The sequence below is a fragment of the Oxynema mangrovii CENA135 genome, from assembly GCF_016632315.1.
Classification (GTDB): Bacteria; Cyanobacteriota; Cyanobacteriia; order Cyanobacteriales; family Laspinemataceae; genus Oxynema; species Oxynema aestuarii.
Genome location: NZ_JAEOXH010000001.1, coordinates 3,548,514 through 3,566,623, shown reverse-complemented (window position 1 = coordinate 3,566,623; position 18,110 = coordinate 3,548,514). Strand labels below are relative to the sequence as shown.

Below are 18,110 nucleotides of genomic sequence, written 5' to 3'. Positions count from 1 at the left end.
GATGCCTCGAGCTCGCCTCCAGTGGGCAACAACAGCCTTCTCGCGCGATCGGCCACTCCCTAAACCCAACTTTTCTAGGGCTTGGATACATCCTCCCAGCACTCTTCCTGACTGTCTCAATTACAGGCCAAAGGAGCGGAGTAAAAAAATTTAAGAGGACTTATGGCAACTAAATTTCCAAAATTTAGCCAGGACCTCGCAGCCGATCCGACAACCCGTCGGCTTTGGTACGGAATCGCCACCGCCCACGACTTTGAAAGCCACGATGGCATGACCGAAGAAAATCTTTACCAAAAGATTTTCGCCAGTCACTTCGGCCACCTGGCAATCATCTTCCTGTGGACCAGTGGCAACCTCTTCCACGTCGCCTGGCAAGGAAACTTCGAGCAGTGGGTCAAAGACCCGCTCAACGTGCGACCGATCGCCCACGCGATCTGGGATCCGCAATTCGGGCAGCCCGCCGTAGACGCCTTCACCCAAGCGGGAGCGAGCAACCCAGTAGACATCGCCTACTCCGGCGTTTACCACTGGTGGTACACGATCGGCATGAGAAGCAACGGCGACCTGTACCAAGGTGCCATCTTCCTGATGGTCCTCGCCGCCGTCATGCTGTTCGCCGGGTGGTTGCACCTACAGCCGAAATATCGCCCCTCCCTGTCGTGGTTCAAAAACGCCGAATCGCGGCTGAACCACCACCTGGCGGGACTATTCGGCGTCTCCTCCCTCGCCTGGGCCGGACACCTGATCCACGTCGCCATCCCCGAAGCGCGCGGGCAACACGTCGGGTGGGATAACTTCCTCTCCGTCAAACCGCACCCCGCCGGATTGGCCCCCTTCTTCACCGGAAACTGGGGCGTGTACGCCCAAAACCCGGACACCGCCGAGCACGTGTTCGGCACCAGCCAAGGCGCCGGAAGTGCGATCCTGACCTTCCTCGGGGGCTTCCATCCCCAAACCGAAGCCCTGTGGCTGACCGACATCGCCCATCACCATCTGGCGATCGCCGTCTTGTTCATCATCGCCGGACACATGTACCGGACGAACTTCGGCATCGGTCACAGCATGAAAGAGATCGTGGACGCCCACAATCCCCCAGAAGGCACCCCCTTCGGCGGACTGCTCGGCGCCGGACATAAAGGGATGTACGACACGTACAACAACTCGTTGCACTTCCAACTCGGATGGCACCTCGCCTGTCTCGGGGTGGTCACCTCCCTGGTGGCGCAACACATGTACTCCCTGCCCAGCTACGCCTTCATCGCCAAAGACTTCACCACCCAAGCCGCCCTGTACACCCATCACCAGTACATCGCCGGATTCTTGATGGTGGGAGCCTTTGCCCACGGGGCAATCTTCCTCGTGCGCGACTACGACCCGGAAGCCAACAAGAACAACGTCTTGTACCGGGTTTTAGAACACAAAGAAGCGATTATCTCGCACCTGAGCTGGGTATCCCTGTTCCTCGGGTTCCACACCCTCGGCTTGTACGTCCACAACGACGTCGTGGTCGCCTTCGGCACCCCGGAAAAACAAATCCTGATCGAGCCCGTGTTTGCCCAGTGGATTCAAGCGGCTCACGGGAAAGCCCTCTACGGCTTCGACGCCCTGCTGTCGAACCCCGACAGCATCGCCACCACCGCCTGGCCGAACTACGGCAACGTCTGGTTACCGGGCTGGTTGGAAGCGATCAACTCCAACAGCAACTCGCTGTTCCTGACCATCGGACCGGGAGACTTCCTGGTACACCACGCGATCGCCTTGGGTCTGCACACCACGACCCTGATCTTGGTCAAAGGCGCCCTCGACGCCCGAGGGTCCAAGCTGATGCCGGATAAAAAAGACTTCGGCTACAGCTTCCCTTGCGACGGCCCCGGACGGGGAGGCACCTGCGACATCAGCGCCTGGGATGCGTTCTATCTGGCGATGTTCTGGATGCTCAACACCCTGGGCTGGTTGACCTTCTACTGGCACTGGAAACACCTGTGCATCTGGCAAGGCAACGTGGCGCAATTCAACCAGTCTTCGACCTATTTGATGGGCTGGTTCCGCGATTATCTGTGGCTGAACTCGTCGCAGTTGATCAACGGTTACAACCCGTTTGGAGTCAATAACCTGTCGGTATGGGCGTGGATGTTCCTGTTCGGACACTTAGTCTGGGCGACGGGCTTCATGTTCCTGATTAGCTGGCGCGGTTACTGGCAAGAACTGATCGAAACCTTGGTCTGGGCGCACGAACGGACGCCGTTGGCGAACTTGGTGCGCTGGAAAGACAAACCCGTGGCGATGAGCATCGTTCAAGGGCGCTTGGTGGGTCTGGCTCACTTCACTGTGGGTTACGTCCTTACTTACGCGGCGTTCTTGATTGCTTCGACCTCCGGGAAGTTCGGTTAAACCCTTCGGGTTTTAACTGAATTGTTGAAAACCCCCTGCCCGTTTGGGTGGGGGGTTTTTTGATTTTAGAGTTCACCTGATACCGTTTATGAATGCTCTCCCACCTGCTGACGCGAGGTGGAGGTGTCTTATTACAAGGCGTTAGCCCTTGCGACAGGCGGCATTCTCGCCGTGTCCTGGGAACTTTTGCCCAGCAGCACCCCCAAGTTGTTTCCACTATGGGGGTTTAGAAAAACTTTGGCCTGGAGTCTGACCTGTATTAACCGACTTGTTGGACTTACAGGCAATTCACCTCACTTATTCAACAATCATGAGAGTTTAGAAAAACGGTATCGGGCGATCGCCAAACTACCCAGCACAGACGGGATTAGGTGGAAGCAACATAGAAAGCGATGTCCTCGAATTGATAACCCAACGACAACAGGTGTTCCTGCTCCAGATCGGACGTAGTATAAACGCGATCCATAGCCGAAGGAGAGAAAAATCGATAGACTGGCTGCGAACCGAGTGAAGAGGGTTGCGCGTAGGCTGTAAAAGCAACTCCGCGATCGACATATCCGAGTTCCATCGCGCGATCGCGTTCCAATTCGGACGTCGTTAGTAAAAAATCTTCCTCACCTGGGCTATCCAAGCGATAAACCTTCTGGGCAGAACTATCTTCGGGATTCACCGTAAAGGGAACCGATTCAAGAGTCCAACCCTGAGCCATGAAGGTCTTGACTTCAGGGAAGGAGGCGGTAAAAACATGGCTCCCGGTGGCAGCATCGAACAACCGAAAGGCAACGGGAAGTCCCGACTCAGTTGCCGAAGCATTTCCCGTGGGGCGCTGGTTGTTGGTGATAAAATCTGCAACTCCAATCGTTGCATCTTCAAACTGAAGCAATTCAGCGTGATGAATTTCTTTCAAATATCCCAATCCCGCAATGGCAAGATAAGTAGAATCATCGGCAGAATCAATCCAGATATAATCCGTACTGCGACCGGGCAGGATCGCGGTGTCAGTACCCGCATCACCCCAGATCGTGTCATTACCCAATCCCGGAATTAAGACATCGTTCCCACCCGCACCATGGATCGTATCGTTCCAAATTCCTCCCGCATCTCCAGCTAAAACGTTATTCCCTTGACCGCCCCAAATCGGCATATTTTCGGTTTGTGCCGAGAGTGAGCCAGTATCCGACCATTTAATTTGGTGGTAGCTGTTGTCGGCACTGTCGCGGATGACAACATAATGAAATGTTCCGTCCGCTCCTTCGGCTGGATTCAGGATTAAATCTTCAGAGAGTTGCCGCACTTGTTTCGTCCATCCATCCGGCAGGATAGCTGCATCAAACGCCTGAGCAACTTGGTTCTGTTCTAATTCCCCCGAAGCGTGCATGATATATTCATTCCCCCATCGATCGGTGACAAAATAGCGATCGAGGGGGACAGCATCAGGACTGCCCGGGGCGACACCATCTTCATTTGCCCAAAACTTCATATTTTGCCCTTTGAAGTTGGCGGTAACTGTGACGACTCCGGGCAGGGGTGTCGGCACAAAACTGCCTGCATGGAAGGAACTTTGGGCGGCTATTCCTTCATAATCCGCCTGATTGTAAGGCCACATGGTGTTGATGGCTTCGGACATGAAAGCCCAACTATATCCATCGGGGGTAGTGATATATGCGGTGCTTCCCAACGGTTCTCCCGGTGAAGCTAGGAATTGCGACTCGTTAAACTGTAGATTACGAGTTGTATTCTTAATATAGGGAGGTGAAGTTTCATAATCCGGCCACAGTTCTGAGGGGATTTCATTGTTACCGGGAATGTCAGGATCGTCGGCGCTTTTGTAGGTTAACACGGGCTGGGTTGCATCCTGGAAGACACTTTGAATGTTAACGATTTCAAAGGCTTCTTCCAGTAAATTCCAAGGTTGTGTCGATTCCATGTTTTTTATTTTTCAATAAAGATTAGCCGTTGCAGTGAGGAGGAAAGTTTTTCACGGTTAATACTCTAGTCAATAAAACCCTGTGGCTCAATTATTATGGCACATTCTTCAGAGGGTGGGCAAGATAGTTACATAACTTGCCCAATAAAGGATAGAGCCTCTAGTCTTTGATGAAAATTTAGCGATTTATGAGGCTTATAAGCTATCAGTTCCAACCTCCAATCGGATCGAAGCTCTAGGTGTTGACTCCAAGCAGAACTGGATCGTCTAAAATCTAAAAAAGACTATAGTGTAGAAAATAATGAGGCTTTAGGCTTTGTATCCGAAACTACCAGATCGAATTTTAAGTGCTTGGATTGAAATTATTTAGCGCAGACAGTGGCAAACTAATCAATAGATTCATCGATCGCATCAGCACTAATCATCGTTAAAAATATCCTTTCTCCCAAACCGGGAAAAGGAGGAGCGGCTCAAGTGAGATACATCTACATTAGATCGTCCACTTTTGGAGTCTAGAAAAATCATTTGAATCTCCCAATACCTTCGATCGATTTGATGGACTGGCTCTAGGTTGTGGAGAGTTGTTAGTCAATACCAAGTCTATTTTGAGTGTTTTATGGATGGTAAGACTTCCAATCTATGCGTCAATTTAACCCAGTTATCGATTCTTTTGATTGATGGTAAGCCGATCGTACAAGAACTATCAAGACTAACAATTCTGAGGTCACTGCTTGAGTTTGGCTCAGATGAATTCGGCTTAATTTTTAGTACAATGTTTTCAGTATTTTTGTTGCTGAGTGGCCTTGATAGCCACGCTCTTTTTTAGGACTTTCCTGTTATCTCAAATAGTTGCCCTGTCTGGCTTGCGCCGATCTTGTCACTTTCCGAACTCATTATTGTTTAAAAAACTCCCCGTTTGCAACGTCAGACTCAAAGAGCTGGACAAAGGGGGAGTTTCTTATGCTTGTGGTGGGGACGATCGCCCTGGATGGCGATCGCCGATCCGAGTCAAAAAAACTCGATTACTGTTCGCTTTCAATGTGGATGAACAACAAGCCCATGATCACTGGCGGCATCAGCCAGCAAACAACGGGAATCAAAATCCAGGGCAGGTAAGAGGCTGCGTATGCACCGTCCATATCAAATGTCTCCTATTTCGAATAATGAGGTTGGCAAGAGGAAAATCCTCTTTAAACTTGTTAAGCCAAACGGATCTGAAAGTGCGAGTGCTATCAGGATCCAAGAATGCGGACTGACTGGCAATTGAGGATCGCCGCCAGCCTTTTGTTAAGGCAGATCGGGTCGATTAGTTGACCAATCCTCGGAAAATAGCATCGACGCCCTCGAAGTTTTCGAGCAGGAAGTAGGCGACGAATGCACCACCCATCCCACCGACAAAGAATCCGGCAGCGAGTTCGCTCCAGCCTTCGGAGGTTTTCAGGGGATCGCTTTCACCGGAGCTATCTCCTTGGAAGGAGACAATTCCATAGGCAGACATGCAGGCAGTGGCAATCAGCACTAAGGCGAGTGCGGAGACCAAACCACCGAGGTTGGCGGCGGGTTGGTAGTCGCGCAGAGGGCCGAACTTAATCCACGGTCCGATCAGGAAGTAACCGTGAGCCATCCCAATTTCTAAGCCGCGCAGTAAGGGGGAGAGCCCTTTGCGGTAGGCGGGTAGGTTGCCGATGAAGGCTCTGGTAAAGGCAGAATCGCTAATGGGAGTGGAGAGGTGTCCTACAAAGGGATCGCCGTTGTAGGGTTTGACCATCTCCAGATCTTTAGAATCGGCCATAATTATCGATCCTCTCTTGCTAAAAAATCTGTAGAAGAACTTAAGCTCATATTCTAAGCAAGGAGGGGCGATCTAGTCTCAAAATTGTCGATCCGCTTTAGAAAACTTCATCAAATTGGCGAGTGGCTCCCCCGCGATTTGGCTAGGAGCCGGGATCGAGAATTATCCTTTAAAAATCAGCAGTTGACAACGATCGCCCCTCCTGGGTGGGGGTCGTGGGGGGCGATCGTCGGGGACTTTTGAGTTAAGTTATGTGAATTTCTAAGCGGCTGGTTTTCATAACCCGGGGGTAGCAGGGGGTGTAATGGCGCCGGGACGGGAGCTTATTCGGGAAAATCCGGGATGACCCACTGAGGCGGCTGCATCCGTTTTTTTCTGACCGCTTCTTCGGCGATTTCGAGCATCTTATCTAAGGAAGTTTCTTCGATCAACTTGGACGCAGCTTCGGCATATTTCCGATTGGGACATCGATCCCCTAACACGCAACCGTTAACACAAGCTACGGCACAGTCGATTTGATTTTCCACGGGTTTTCCTCGCACTAGCTACTTGAGACCCAAGGCAGGGCGATCGGGTCGTGTTTCCGGAGGAGAATCGCCGCGATCGCCCCAACTTAGGGAAGATTTTAACACTTCTGTTGGGGGGGACTCGATCGGCGAGGGGCAGAGAATAGTGTTCAATCAGCAATCTTGAATGAATTCGATGGGATCGCCGAGGAATCTCCATCGGGGGCATCGCGTCGAGACGGGAAGAGAAGAATACAAAGTGTACGGAAGGGCGATCGCGCGATCGCCTGTCTATATTCGAGTACAGATCCCCGTTGCCAACGTATATTCTCGTCCCTGGAGACCCTCGACTCGACCTTCTAAAATAGGATTACACTAAATGGGAAAGGCTCGACCCGAGCCGTCCGCCAGGGAACTACTGGATTTTTTCTCTCCCTCTTTCCGGATGTAGCCATCTTTGTGACGTTAACCCTAAAAACTTAAAATTTGACGAAGATTTATTTATGTTCGATACAGCGATCGCCCTGGGAAAACATCAGAGATTAAGATTCACGATTTTAGCTGCAATGGTCGGTAGCGTCGTGGGTTGTAGCTATTTGGCCGAATCCGGATTCAATCATACGGAGATTGGCGATCTTAAAAGGAATTGGCAGAACTATTCCACCGTATACGTTCGAGGAACGGTAGGCGATCGCGCGCCCTTTTTAGAAACGGGGGCCTATCAACTCCAAGACGGAACCGGAAGTATTTGGGTAGTCGGCAAACAAACGCTACCGGAACGGGCCGAGGAAGTTCTAATTAAAGGTCAAGTGAAGTATCAAAGTATACCGATCGCCGGACGAGATTTCGGCGAAGTCTATATCGAACAGCAAAAATTGCTCCAACGCAGTCCGGCGCCAGCGTCCAACTAACGGCTCGATTGCGATGAACTCACCTCAAAACCCTGCGTCCCCTTTCCCGACCGACCCAAGGCGCCGGGAAGTGGCGATCGCCATTTTACAAGCGGGCGATTGCTATTTGCTGCAATTGCGCGACAACATCCCCGGCATCGTTTATCCCGGATATTGGGGACTGTTTGGCGGACATCTTGAAGCCGGAGAAAGCCCGGAAGAGGCGATCGCCCGGGAATTGGTCGAAGAAATCGGCTACAGTCCGGCGAAATTAGTTAAATTCGGCGCCTTTGAAGCCCCGACGGTGGTGCGTCACGTGTACCACGGGGAACTCGACGTCCCCCTCGACCGACTCCAACTCCTGGAAGGATGGGATATGGGGTTGTGGAGTGCGCCGCAGATCCGACAGGGCGATCGCTATTCGGAAAAAGCGGGAGAAATTCGACCGTTGGGAATGCCCCATCAGCAAATCTTACTGGCGTTTATCGATCGCCATCCCTGAGATCGATCGCCGCAACTTTGCCATTGTGCTTTCCCCCGTCGTCCGGTTGACGAGGGATCGAAGGGGTAAACAACAATCGATCCCGAGAGGAAAGCGGCGAAGGGAGCCGACAGTTTCTAGTAGAAAAATACACAGGGGACAGTCCGTGGGAATCGGGGGCGATCGTCGGGGAGTCAACGATCGGGATCGTCGATCGTTTTACGTGTATTTTTACGGAAAAAATAACGGCGATCGCCTCTTTCAGGAGGAGTGGAAGCCGCGATCGACTGAAAAGCCGAAAAGCAGCAAATCTAAATCGGAGAAACATCCGAGGTGGCATTCTCTATAAAAAATAAAAATAAAATCATTTTTTTTGTAAAAAAAAGCTGGATAGGAGGAAATTTAATCGATCGATCGAGAAAGAAGACTTCTCAAGAGCGATCTCCCGGATTTAAAGATTTTAAGGGGTTAGATCGAAGCAAAAGCGGGGTAAACAGGAAGAAGGCGTCGAAGCCGAGAAGTATAATAAGAAAGACAAAAAGCCGAGCCAAGGCAATCGGTCAATGGGTTGGGGGTGGCTACCTCGTTCGCGGGAAGTGACGGTCGGGCGATCGCTTTTCCCTCGATGGATTGATGGAAACAAGGGTAATCGGGGTTGACGACTAGACGTTAAGGACAACAGAAATCTCGCAGATCTGTGACGGTTTAGTCCGGTCGGGCATCGCGTCTGACATTCGAGGATTCCGATGAGGAAACGGCAATCGTGAAGGCAAAATTAAGCGAAGCGTGCGGCGATCGCGCACTCAAGAGTTGGCGCCAACAATTCACCTTACGTTTTCAACAACTGGTGTGGGCTTCGATGTTGTCGTGGACGGCGATCGCCCCGGGGTCGAGCGCGATCGCACGGGGACTCCCTAGGACGATGGCCGTCGCGGACCCCTCCATCGGCGAGATTGCCCCTGCATCCGAGGGTAGGGTCGCCGACCGGGCCGATTTGCTCTCGACGGAAGTCGAAACCGAACTTAACGAACTCCTGGCCCAATTGCAGCGCTACAACGGCAGCAAAATTACTGTGGTGACCGTCGCCGATCTCTCCCCTTACCGGGACGCCCAAACGTTTGCGGACCGACTGGCAGAGGTTTGGGGAATGGATCGACCCGAGGGGGACGCCCAAGTGTTGTTGGTCGTCTCCCGGAATCTGGAACAAATCGCGATCGAGACGACGCCCAGTTTACAAAGGATCGGGGTCGAGATCGACAACGAGCGGATTTTAGCCGGGGCGATGGCCCCTTTTTTGGAAACGGAGGATTGGGAAGGGGCGATCGTCGCGGGAACCCGCAGCATTGCCGATCGCCTCTACGCCCTCGACGAGGAGCTCAAACCGCCCTATATCACCTGGAAACCGTGGATCGTGGCGATGGTGTTTACCGCGATCCTCCACGGGATCGGCTGGTTACTCTATCGCGCCTATCTCGATCGCCGCAAGGTGTTCGTCCCGCCGACGGGCTACGTCCGCCTCAAAACTGTTGGCGACCTCGCCGAACCCCTGACGACGGGAATCGGTCACGGCGGCCCGATCGCCGCGATCGCCACCACTCCCGACGGGCGGCGCGCCCTCTCCGCCTCCAGCGATCGCACGGTGCGGGTTTGGGATGTGGGTACGGGGGTCGAAATTTATACCCTGAGCGGCCACTCAGAAGCCGTCAGCGCGATCGCGGTCACCTCGGATGGCAAATTTGCCATTTCCGGCGCCGAAGACGGTACGCTCAAGGTCTGGGACTTGGAAACGGGCAAGTTGCACCACAGCCTCGGCGGTCATGGCGATCGCGTTGTCGCCGTCAAAGCGGTTTCCCGAGATCGGGCTATTTCTGCGTCGTGGGATAAAACCCTCAAGGTCTGGGATTTAGAAACGGGGGTCGAATTACGCCGCCTCGACGGTCACGGCGGCGCGATCGCCGATTTTGCCCTTTTACCCCGCCGACGGCTGATTTGCGCCTCTTACGATCGCAAGTTACACCTGTGGGATTGGGACAGTGGCGTTCATTTATACGCCCTCGAAGGACATCGCGATTTTATCAATCGGGTCGCGGTCACTCCCGATGGGTGGCGCGCCATTTCGACGTCCGACGATAAAACCGTCAAAGTTTGGGACTTGCAAAAAGGGGAATTGTTGTTCGATCTCGTCGGTCACGGGCAGTTTGTTACCGATGTGGCGGTGGTCGGCGACACGAAAGCGGTCTCCGCCTCCGACGATACGACCTTGAAAGTCTGGGATTTGTACAACGGGCGATCGTTGCATACCCTCTACGGCCATCAAGGTAAAATTTCCGCCATCCTCAGTTTACCCGGAAAGCGCTTTATTTCTGCCTCCTGGGACGGCACGCTGAAAATTTGGAACTGGGAAACGGGACAACTGTTACGGACCGTGACCGACGGCGAGGATCGGGTCAATGCGATCGCCCTGTTACCCTGGGGACGGGCAGTTTCCGGATCGGGCGATCGGACTTTAAAAGTGTGGGACCTCGACAGTACGACTCTCGAAGACGGTTATGGTTGTCCCGATCCGATTCTGCACTGCCTTCGCTGTAAAAGTGCTCTCAAACCCCTCACCGAAAAACAACTGCAACGACGGTTGACGCCTTCGCAACAGTTAGCGTCCCGTCTCGGTAGTACGATTTTTGAAGGGTGGATTTGTCCCAAATGTCGATCGCAATTCCCCGAGGAAGCGATTTACCTTCGCACCGAAATTGTGCCGTCGGGGGGCTTCGATTACTGTCCTCACTGTCAGGAATTGACCGCCACAATTGAAGTAGAAACACTCAGAGAACCGAGTTGGAACGCGATCGGCATCGAACGGATTATCCGATCCTGCCACGGCTGCCAGGATCGGGAAACTTTTGAGGTGACCGTTTCTCCTCTGTCTTTGCCCGAGGATGCGGTGTCTCTCCCCCCTCACGGGCGATCGCGTGCCTCCAAAAGTGAGTTAAATCGTCCGGTTCACTGCCAATCTTGCCACTATCCCATGCATCCGGTCGATCCGCAGGTTCTCTCTCCTTTACTCGGAGACCGGGAACGCACGGCCCAAAACCTCGGTAGCATGGAATTTATCGGCTGGGAATGTCCCACGCCGCACGGTCCGCCGGGAACGGCAAACCTTCACATTCGTGGCTACGTCACCGACGCGCAACGCTTCCGATCTTGCCCGAAATGCGGTGGTTTTACCGTCGTGACCGATATCAAACTTCTCGACCGTCCCACCCCCAGCCACAACGGACGACGGCGATCGACTTATACCTGCAATTATTGCGCCTATCATTGGGAAATTGAAGGGGCGATCGTGGTCTCTACACCACCCACGTTGAGCGATTCCGCTCTCTTACGGGCCGATCGCCGCCCCGAGGGAGTATAACAAGAACAGCATCGAAATCCCTTCAATACGGGGCGATCGCCCTTCTCTTGAATCCAAATGGAAAAATTGCCATTTTTTCGGCAATTGACCCCTTCTCCAGCCTAAAAACCGCCGCTTTTGAAGGCGATCGCCTTGGGGTGGATCGGCATTCGTGTATGTTTTCCCGATTTTACGGGAACCGATCCGACAGTTTCTCGTTCGATAGGGAATAATCCTTTATGGTAACAAAGGAGGGCGATCGTGAAGTGTGATTTATCCGGTTCTGTCGGTCGAATTGTCTCTAAGATCGTGGTTTTTACCGCCGTGATTTTACTGTTCTGTTTCTGGTCTGTTCCCAGTCACGCCCTCAGTATTCAAGACGTTCCCAATCCCCGACAACTGAACGGGACTTGGGTTAGCGATACGGCTGAAATGCTCTCCCCAACTGCCGAATCGCAATTGAATCAAATGATTGACGACCTAGAACGGCAAAATGGCAGCGAGATCGCTGTGGTGACTGTTTTAACCACGAAACCTTATCCGACTCCCAAACAATTTACCACCGCATTATTTAACCAATGGGGAATTGGTAAACGCGGACAAGATAATGGCATCCTCTTTTTAGTCTCTAAAAACGATCGCCGGGTTGAAATTGAAACGGGGTACGGACTCGAAGGCATTCTTCCCGATGCTAAAGTCGGTCGCATTGTTGAAACTCAAATTATCCCGCGATTTAAACAAGAAGATTTTGAAGGCGGTATTCTCGCCGGAACTCAAGCCTTAATTTCCATCTTGATTGGGGAAGAATTTGCGCGATCGCCGCGATCGGTTCCCGGCGTAGTATTTATCTTTCTTTTCCTATCAATTGCCATCACCTTATGGGGATATTTGCCGCTTCTTCAGCGTACAAAACGGCCTTTATTGGTCTCTCCTGAAGGTCTCACCGTTCATTCTTGGCCGAGGTTTCGCTTTTCCTACGAATCTCCGGCTAAGTTGCTTCATCAAAAACTCGAAGGATATTTTAAAGCAACTCCATTAGAAAAAGGTTTAACAGCGACCGGATTGGCCTTGTTGAATCTAGTTGGAATTTATTTATTTTTGTCTAGCTTTTTATATTCTCCGATCTTTCAATCGGTCAATACTTTAATCGTTACTTCCTTGATTCTCGGAGCATTTTTTACTTTTGCAGTGATTTATTTTCTGCATTTCCAACTCTCCCGAGACTTTGCTACTCTGTTCGTCAATTTTTTAATCGGCGTGGCGATTATATCGATCGCTATTTTAGTCCTGGGATGGAATGTCTTAGATATTTTGTCTCCCCTTTCCCTAGATGTCTTGTTGGGAACGCCTCCCTTCCTAGGCGCAGCGATCGCTTTTGGCTTGGTTTACTATACCTTCAAAAAGGTGGAGGAAGGCGATCGAACGAGCTATTATATCGAACGACCTGTTGGTTGCGAAAAATGCGGCACGGAACTCAAGGAATTCTCGGAAACTGAGTTAGTTCAATCCCTAACTTCAATTCAGAAACTCTCGAAAAGCCTTGGAAATGCAGAATATCGTGCTTGGTATTGTCCGCAATGCCGACCCCATTTAAGCGGACGCGGATTTTATCTCATTTCCAATATTATCAACGCTCAACATACTTGTCCGAACTGCAAAGAATTAACCCTCTCGACTAAATACAAGGTACTCAAACAGGCTACCCTATCTAAAGAAGGATCCTCTGAAAAAACGATCGAATGTCATAACTGTAATTACCATCAAAAGATGAAAGAAGTTGTTCCTCGAAAATCTACTTCAATTGGAAGAACTAGTTCTTCTTCTACTCAGTGGGGTAGCAGTTACGGAAGCAGTTATGGCGGCAGTTCTAGCAGTTGGGGAGGTGGTAGTTCTGGTGGCAGTGATTTCGGCGGTGGCAGTAGTGGTGGCGGCGGTGCGGGAGGGGATTGGTAATCTTATTCCTTTGGCGAATAAACAATTGGCTGTGAATTGGGTAATCTGAAGATATCGATCCTATCTGAGTTGTAAAATTTATGGATAACGAGGATTCCCGGTAAATCTTACGGTCTCAATCCATGAATTGCATCTCTCATTCCTGTGGAAGCAGCGAATTCCCCCACTGACATCGGACTTAAACCCATTGAAAATTGGGTTAACATTCGCTTACCTTCCGCTTGTAACTGATTTAGGATAGTGATTCTCCACTCCCCCCTCTTACTGCATCCCGAGTCTGAAAATTGTTGCCATGAAAAACAAGAACGGGAATAGCTATGTCTAGTTCGGAAACTCCCCCCAATTTTCCTCAATTTAAGCTCAAAAATGACGGTCAAATTCCGGAGGAGATGGCCGATGAAGTTTTAGCATTAGCCTCCCGGCTCTATACGGAACAACTCAACAGTTATTCGCTTTCTCAACTGATTGAGGCCGGGTCGGAAGCGCAAATTCCTCCCGAGTTTGTGGCGCAAGCGATGCAAGAACTCCAAGAACGCAAAATCCGCGAAAAATTAGCCCAACAGGAACGAGAAAATGTCGTCAAGCAATCCCTGGCGATCGCGGCGGGAACGCTGTTGGCGGGTTCGGTTTGGGTCGGCTGGACGTACAATACGATCGCCACTTCGGAAAATCACGTGGCGGCTCAATGGGCCCAAGTCGAAAACCAGTTACAGCGACGAGCGGATTTAATTCCCAATTTGGTTGAGATTACTCAAGCCTATGCCAAACAAGAACGAGAGTTAATCGCCTTGTTATTAGAGTCGCGCCAAGCCTATGTCAACGCGGTTACTCCGGAGGAAAAACAAGTGGCGACGGAACGAGTGGATCGCGCGATCGCCCAGTTTCAAGTCTACGTCAGGGCTCACCCCCAATTACAATCTTCTGAGTTATTCTCAAATTTACAATATGAATTGGCGGGAACGGAAAACCGCATCGCGACGGAACGCCGCCGTTACAATTTGGCGGTACAGCAATACAACCAGCGTTTATCTACGTTTCCGAATCACTGGTTAAATCAATGGCTGGGATTTGAGAAAAAACCCTTTTTTGAGGCGGACAATTCCGCCGTTCCCGACGTTCGCTTCGATGCTGAAGAGTCGCCCTAATCCCTCAATGGAATGCGGAAGGTCTCGGAAACTTGCAGCGCGATCGCGGAGCGTCTCCCTTGGAGAATCGTGGCTGAAGGAAAAAGAGTGTGGTCTGTAGCGGTTCGATGCACTCGTTCCTCGAAATACGCCGTTATTTTAGTGGAAAAGCCTGTTTTTTTGCCGACTATCTCCCCGGTGCAGACCCGTTTGATGGCGATTTAACTCGATGGCGGTTTGATAGCGGTCTTTCGATTTTTAGAACTTGCAGATGTTTTAGGCGTTATAGTGGCTGTTGACGGGAAGATGGCGATTTGTCAGTAAGAGGAGGATCGCGATCGCCAACTGAATCGGCCAGGGCGCTAAAATTAATTCCAGCAATACGCTGATGGCGAGAATCGTCAAAGCAAGAATTCGCGGAATTTCTTCGCAAGTGTGGCTGTAACAATAGGTGGCGATCGTGGCGGCGATCGCGGCACCGATAAATAGATAAAACATGGTTTGAACCTCTTTTGCACGTAGAAAACCAGCACAGTAGAGATAACTTGCAGCTTCCTACCTTATAGCCTAACTCTGCGATCTTTCGATGGCTGCGATCGCACCCCCCGATCGCCCGTCCCTAGGTCACCGTACGGTGCGATCGCGATCGCAATCGAGTGCCTTCTCTTCCCCCCTCGCCGCACTCGTTCGCAATTTGTTCGTCAAGTGGCATTAAATTCGCTACCTTCACGCCTCAATTTTCCCTCTGCACTCTGGCAGGATCTCCCCTCGGGCTGGCCTGGCGCGCAACGGAGTTTAATCTCTGAGAGTTCGCTCTATTCAGGGTTTCAGAATTCACCGTCCGGCGCTTTTCCCCAGTCTTGTCGCCCTTTTTCGTTCTCTCAAGCGACCGACTCTATATATATGCGCCCACACTTCTCCCATTTTACTACGGACATTCTACGACACTGCCGCGCCTTTGTCAATCAATTTCCCCGGAAAAAATCGTGAATTTTATTAAAGATTAAAACGGGCGATCGTCGGCGGAATTTTCAGTAAAATAACGGCCACTTCCGTCGTTAAAAACTGAAAAGTGAAGTAGCGATCGCCCCCGTCAAAACCGCCCGTCAATTTGACCCCCCTCAAAAAAGGTCGGTGCCAACGTCTAAAACCTCCAAGCAGTTCGCTACAATAAGAAAATTGGATTTTATTTAACCGAGCAGAGAAACTCCTGCTTTCCTTACCATGCCCCTGCCTATAGTTGCCGTAATCGGACGGCCCAACGTCGGAAAATCGACCCTCGTCAATCGTCTGGCGGGGGGTCGGGAAGCGATCGTCCACGACCAACCGGGAGTGACCCGCGATCGCACCTACCGCAACGCCTTTTGGGGCGATCGGGACTTTCAAGTGGTCGATACCGGAGGCTTGGTCTTCGACGACGAAACCGAATTTTTACCCTTCATCCGCGAACAAGCCCTCTCGGCCCTGAGCGAAGCGAGGGCGGCGGTTTTCGTGGTAGACGGACAGGCAGGGCTGACCGACGGCGATCGCGAAATTGCCAACTGGCTGCGGCAACATCCCGTCCCGGTCGTCTTGGCGGTCAACAAGTGCGAATCGCCCACCGAAGGACTCGCCCTCGCCGCCGAATTTTGGGAACTCGGACTCGGCGAACCCTATCCGGTGTCTGGAATCCACGGGAACGGAACCGGAGAACTGCTCGACCTGTTAGTAACCCACCTGCCGCCCCCCGAACAAATCGAAACGGAACCGGAAAGCAAAATCGCGATCGTCGGACGGCCCAACGTCGGTAAATCCAGCTTACTCAACGCCTTTGTCGGCGAAAACCGCGCCATCGTCAGCCCGATTTCCGGTACCACCCGCGATCCGATCGATACCCTCATCGAGAACGGAGATAACCGCTACCGCCTGATCGACACCGCAGGCATTCGCAAGAAGAAAAACGTCGAATACGGCCCGGAATTTTTCGGCATCAATCGCGCCTTCAAAGCGATCCGGCGATCGGATATCGTCTTGTTCGTCGTCGATGCCCTCGATGGGGTCACCGAACAAGATCAAAAATTGGCCGGACGCATCGAAGACGAAGGACGGGCCTGCATCGTCGTCGTCAACAAATGGGATGCCGTCGAAAAAGATTCCCACACCATTTACGAATACGAGAAAGACCTCAAAAACCGCCTCTATTTCGTCAACTGGGCGCCGATGATTTTTGTCAGCGCCAAAACTGGAAAACGGGTCGAAAACATTCTCGCCCTCGTCGATACGGCGATCGAACAATACCGCCGCCGCGTCTCCACCGCCGTCATTAACGAAGTGCTTGAAGAAGCCTTGAGATGGCACACGCCGCCGACCAACCGCCAAGGACGCCAGGGGAAAATTTATTACGGGACCCAAGTCAGCAGCGAACCGCCGACGATCGCCCTGTTCGTCAACGACCCCAAACGCTTTAACGACAACTACCGCCGTTACATCGAGCGTCACTTCCGCACCGAACTCGGATTCGAGGGAACCCCGATCCGCTTCTTGTGGCGCGGTAAAAAAGCCCGCGATGTCGAAAGCCCCGGCAGCAATCGCGCCATTCGCGTGTAAAATGCCTCCGGAGCGTCCCCGGACCGACTCTCTTAACCCACCCCCGACCCGAACACCGCCCCCTCGCTCATGGATTTACTGCGATCGCTGCCACTCGGACTGTATCTCGAACAACCTATCACCTGGCTGCATCACTTAGATCCGCGCGTCAAACTGGTCTGGCTGACCAGCTTCTTACTCGCCCCGGTCCTCGCCAACCCCCAATGGCGGATCGGTTTAGTCCTGTTTCTGTTCGTGCTTACCGTCGCGGCGGCAATTCCCCTGCGGGTCTGGCGGACCCAAATAGGCTGGTTGCTGGTAGTGAGTACCACCCTATTGTGCGTGACCGCGATCGCCCCCGACGGTCTCTCCGTCAACCAGCAACCGCGCCTCCCCGCCAGCGAAATCGCCTTTGTCAGCGAACCCGCCCCCGCCCCGACCGAGGCCGAACCCAACCCCTGGTACGACCCCTTCGGCTGGTTTGGGCCCGCCCCGCCCGCCGCCGAGACCGCGCCGCCCCTGCCCCAACCGACGGACTACGATTACGTCCTCTTCGAGAAAGGGAACGTCCAAATGACCCGGCGGTCCCTGGATTTGGGCCTTCGCATCGGCACCTTATTCTTCACCTTGCTCTACAGTACGAACCTGTTCCTGCTGACCACTGCCTCCGAAGAAATTACCGCCGGACTCGAAGATTTCATGAGTCCCCTGCGACGTTTTAACGTCCCGGTCACCGAAATTTCCCTGACCTTAACCCTGTCCCTGCGCTTCATTCCCCTGGTGTTAGAAGAAATTCAAAACTTGATCCGTTCCGTTCGCACCCGGGCGATTAATTGGAAAAAACTTGGCTTTCGCGGAACCACAAAAGTGTGGCTCGCCGTCGTCGAGCGCTTGTTAGAAAATCTGCTCTTGCGGGCCGAGCAAATTTCTAGCGCCATGATCGTGCGCGGCTTTACCACTCCCCAGGACCATCGAGTTCAGTGGCACGAGTTACGGCTCAAACGGCGCGACTGGACCGCGATCGCGCTGTTGGTCGTGTTTTGGGTCATTCGCCTGCGCTGGGGCTGGGAAGCGTGAACCGCCCCTACTCCTT

Annotated in this window: 14 protein-coding genes; 9 read left to right on the top strand and 5 right to left on the bottom strand. The window is 52.3% G+C overall.

Annotated features, from left to right (window positions below; genetic code table 11):
- Positions 1-162: 162 nt before the first annotated feature.
- Positions 163-2,391, top strand: coding sequence for a photosystem I core protein PsaB (psaB, locus tag JJD41_RS13910; protein ID WP_200666872.1), 2,229 nt, complete (start codon positions 163-165; stop codon positions 2,389-2,391).
- A 367-nt stretch (positions 2,392-2,758) separates the two neighbouring features.
- On the opposite strand, the gene JJD41_RS13905 is transcribed toward psaB, so the two are convergent.
- The 4 genes from JJD41_RS13905 to JJD41_RS13890 form a co-directional block, all read right to left on the bottom strand.
- The gene (locus tag JJD41_RS13905; RefSeq protein ID WP_200666863.1) at positions 2,759-4,318 is read right to left on the bottom strand and encodes a hypothetical protein; all 1,560 of its coding nucleotides are present in this window, start codon (positions 4,316-4,318) and stop codon (positions 2,759-2,761) included.
- A 1,022-nt stretch (positions 4,319-5,340) separates the two neighbouring features.
- Positions 5,341-5,457 carry a photosystem I reaction center subunit VIII gene (locus JJD41_RS13900; protein WP_168567805.1) on the bottom strand — a complete coding sequence of 39 codons (117 nt, stop codon included), beginning with the start codon at positions 5,455-5,457 and terminating at the stop codon, positions 5,341-5,343.
- Between the two features lie 167 nt (positions 5,458-5,624).
- Positions 5,625-6,110 carry a photosystem I reaction center protein subunit XI gene (locus tag JJD41_RS13895; RefSeq protein ID WP_168567806.1) on the bottom strand — a complete coding sequence of 162 codons (486 nt, stop codon included), beginning with the start codon at positions 6,108-6,110 and terminating at the stop codon, positions 5,625-5,627.
- A 323-nt stretch (positions 6,111-6,433) separates the two neighbouring features.
- Positions 6,434-6,637, bottom strand: a complete 204-nt coding sequence (locus JJD41_RS13890; RefSeq protein WP_168567807.1) for a hypothetical protein — start codon at positions 6,635-6,637, stop codon at positions 6,434-6,436.
- A gap of 482 nt (positions 6,638-7,119) precedes the next feature.
- Here JJD41_RS13890 and JJD41_RS13885 point away from each other — a divergent pair, with 482 nt between their 5' ends.
- From JJD41_RS13885 to JJD41_RS13865, 5 genes are all read left to right on the top strand, one after another.
- Positions 7,120-7,527 carry a hypothetical protein gene (locus JJD41_RS13885; RefSeq protein WP_200666861.1) on the top strand — a complete coding sequence of 136 codons (408 nt, stop codon included), beginning with the start codon at positions 7,120-7,122 and terminating at the stop codon, positions 7,525-7,527.
- Between the two features lie 13 nt (positions 7,528-7,540).
- Positions 7,541-8,008 carry an NUDIX hydrolase gene (locus JJD41_RS13880; protein ID WP_200666859.1) on the top strand — a complete coding sequence of 156 codons (468 nt, stop codon included), beginning with the start codon at positions 7,541-7,543 and terminating at the stop codon, positions 8,006-8,008.
- 742 nt (positions 8,009-8,750) lie between these two features.
- Positions 8,751-11,396, top strand: coding sequence for a TPM domain-containing protein (locus JJD41_RS13875; protein ID WP_200666857.1), 2,646 nt, complete (start codon positions 8,751-8,753; stop codon positions 11,394-11,396).
- A 240-nt stretch (positions 11,397-11,636) separates the two neighbouring features.
- Positions 11,637-13,328, top strand: a complete 1,692-nt coding sequence (locus JJD41_RS13870) for a TPM domain-containing protein (protein WP_370583813.1) — start codon at positions 11,637-11,639, stop codon at positions 13,326-13,328.
- 317 nt (positions 13,329-13,645) lie between these two features.
- Positions 13,646-14,473 (top strand): LemA family protein, encoded by an 828-nt coding sequence (locus tag JJD41_RS13865; RefSeq protein WP_200666847.1) that lies wholly within the window; start codon positions 13,646-13,648, stop codon positions 14,471-14,473.
- A gap of 255 nt (positions 14,474-14,728) precedes the next feature.
- Here the strand turns inward: JJD41_RS13865 and JJD41_RS13860 are convergent, their stop codons facing one another.
- Entirely contained in the window at positions 14,729-14,950 is a 222-nt protein-coding gene (locus JJD41_RS13860) for a hypothetical protein (RefSeq protein WP_200666845.1), read from the bottom strand.
- Positions 14,951-15,038: 88 nt separating this feature from the next.
- On the opposite strand from JJD41_RS13860, the gene JJD41_RS25375 reads away from it, so the two are divergent.
- The 3 genes from JJD41_RS25375 to JJD41_RS13850 all read left to right on the top strand — a co-directional run bounded on the left by JJD41_RS25375 (position 15,039) and on the right by JJD41_RS13850 (position 18,094).
- Entirely contained in the window at positions 15,039-15,167 is a 129-nt protein-coding gene (locus tag JJD41_RS25375) for a hypothetical protein (RefSeq protein ID WP_255547288.1), read from the top strand.
- Positions 15,168-15,676: 509 nt separating this feature from the next.
- Positions 15,677-17,038, top strand: coding sequence for a ribosome biogenesis GTPase Der (gene der, locus JJD41_RS13855; protein WP_200666843.1), 1,362 nt, complete (start codon positions 15,677-15,679; stop codon positions 17,036-17,038).
- Positions 17,039-17,107: 69 nt separating this feature from the next.
- Positions 17,108-18,094: an energy-coupling factor transporter transmembrane component T family protein gene (locus JJD41_RS13850; protein WP_200666833.1), complete on the top strand. Its 987-nt coding sequence runs from the start codon at positions 17,108-17,110 to the stop codon at positions 18,092-18,094.
- Positions 18,095-18,110: the final 16 nt, after the last annotated feature.